Origin of the sequence: Actinoplanes sp. NPDC051633, from assembly GCF_040681735.1 — a bacterium.
Classification (GTDB): domain Bacteria; phylum Actinomycetota; class Actinomycetes; order Mycobacteriales; family Micromonosporaceae; genus Actinoplanes.
Genome location: NZ_JBFAZH010001391.1, coordinates 1 through 1,836, shown reverse-complemented (window position 1 = coordinate 1,836; position 1,836 = coordinate 1). Strand labels below are relative to the sequence as shown.

3 protein-coding genes are annotated in these 1,836 nt (G+C 71.8%); 1 reads left to right on the top strand and 2 read right to left on the bottom strand.

The window, feature by feature from the left end:
• Nucleotides 1-518 (bottom strand): crosslink repair DNA glycosylase YcaQ family protein (locus tag AB0M20_RS41305; RefSeq protein WP_364306766.1); only part of this gene is annotated, 518 nt, incomplete at its 3' end.
• A gap of 85 nt (nucleotides 519-603) precedes the next feature.
• Between AB0M20_RS41305 and AB0M20_RS41300 the strand changes: the two genes are divergently transcribed.
• Nucleotides 604-1,365 (top strand): peptidylprolyl isomerase, encoded by a 762-nt coding sequence (locus tag AB0M20_RS41300; RefSeq protein ID WP_364306764.1) that lies wholly within the window; start codon nucleotides 604-606, stop codon nucleotides 1,363-1,365.
• A 45-nt stretch (nucleotides 1,366-1,410) separates the two neighbouring features.
• On the opposite strand, the gene AB0M20_RS41295 is transcribed toward AB0M20_RS41300, so the two are convergent.
• Nucleotides 1,411-1,836: hypothetical protein (locus AB0M20_RS41295; protein WP_364306762.1), on the bottom strand; the 426-nt coding region annotated here is incomplete at its 5' end.

Sequence of the window (1,836 nt, the reverse complement as noted above, 5' to 3'; positions counted from 1 at the left end):
CCCCAGCTGCCGTCGGGGTACGGGTGCACGATCGGCAACGCCACCTGCGCCGCCCGCGCCAGCCACACGCCCTCGTGCTCGGGCCACCGCTGCGCCAGCACCCGGCCCAGCTCGGGCCGGCTCATCGTGCGCTCGCCCAGCAGCTTCGTCGCCATCGCGGTCAGCTCCGCCTGGTCGACGCCGGCGACGAACTGCCCGAAGAACGTCCTGCACATCTTGTCGATCAGGGGCTGCAACAGCGGCCGGATCCAGGCGTAGTCCGCGGTGGGCAGCAGGTGCTGGGTGCAGCGGAAGAGCGTGGCGCGGGCGACCTGCCCGGTCTCGACCAGCGTCGCGAGATCGTCCATCGTGAACCCGGCGATCCGGTTCCAGAGGCCGACGTACGGCAGCTCCGGGTCCTGCCCCTGCATGCCGACCAGCAGCCGCAGCACGTCCATCGGTGTTGTCTCGGCACGGTCGAGCAGCAGTTGCCGTTCGAGCGTGGTCCGGTTGAGCACGCGATCGCTGAGCACCGTCATGCGGACAGTCTGCCCGCCATTGCGGCCAGTTATTGACCGCTTCGTAGCGCTTGACCTATCCACGCCGGTCGATTAGACCGATGGGATGCGATCCCTCGTGGTGTCCGCCCTCGTGGCGGCAGGCCTGACCCTCGTCGGCGCGACCCCCGCGGCGGCCACCGCCGGCCCGGTCGGTGCGACACCCGGTTCGGCGGCGGTCGCCCCGCCGACCGAGCCGACACCCGGCCCGTGCGCGTACACGCCGACGCCGGACGAGCCGGCGGCCCGGCCGGTGCAGCTGCCGCGCGACCCGTCGCCGACGCCGGCTCGAGGGAAGGCGCGGGTGGTGCTGATCACGAACCAGGGCCTGATCCCGCTGGTGCTGGACCGGGCGGCGGCGCCCTGCACGGTGCAGAGCTTCCTGCACCTGACCCGGCACCGGTTCTACGACCACACGACGTGTCACCGGCTCACGGCGTACCCGACGCTGTCGGTGCTGCAGTGCGGCGACCCGTCGGGCACCGGCGAGGGCGGCCCGGGCTACCGCTACCGCGACGAGCTGCCGACCGACCTGCCGCCGGCGCCGACCGACCCGACGGGCGTCCGCCGCCTCTACGCCCGCGGCGTGCTGGCGATGGCCAACGCCGGCCCGGACACCAACGGAAGCCAGTTCTTCCTGGTGTACAAGGATTCGGCCCTGCGCCCGAACTACACGATCTTCGGTTACATCGAGCCGCTGGGCCTGCGCACGCTGGACCGCATCGCGGCGAACGGCATCGCACCGACCCCCGAGGACCCGGCCCCGGTCGACGGCGCCCCGGCCACCCCGGCCGACATCTGGAAGGCCCTGACCCTACCGAGGTGGTAGCCCACCCACGCGGGACGCGCCCGCAAAGGTGCGTGGACTACCACTTCAGGGAGCCAGCGACAGGGAGAACTTTCCCTTGCCGTAACGGTTGACCTCGATGGTCAGGTCCAGGCGGCGGCCCAGCGCCAGCAGGTGCGCGCGGGCGTCGTTGGGCAGCGGCATGCCCGGATAGACCACCTGGTAGAGCTTGACGTGCGGCGCGCCCTCGCGGTTGAGCAGGCTGGTCAGCACGTTGCAGAGCTCGAAGACGTTCTCGGCCAGGTTGGGCGCCAGCACCTTGTCGTCGATGCTGTCCTCGGCGGCGCCGGGTGGGAGCAGGCCGAGCGCGGCGCCCACGTTCGCGGCCAGGCTGAGCTGCATCCCGAGGACCGCGTAGATCTGCTGCGCATTGTCGGTGTAGATCGCGATCGTGCCGGTCGGGAGGTCGCCCGCCTCCATCGGCGTGCCCGGGCTGACGTTGCAGTCGCGGCC

Excerpts from the sequence above, each read along its gene's own strand:
- AB0M20_RS41300 (WP_364306764.1), top strand. The coding sequence starts at position 604 with ATGCGATCCCTCGTGGTGTCCGCCCTCGTGGCGGCAGGCCTGACCCTC.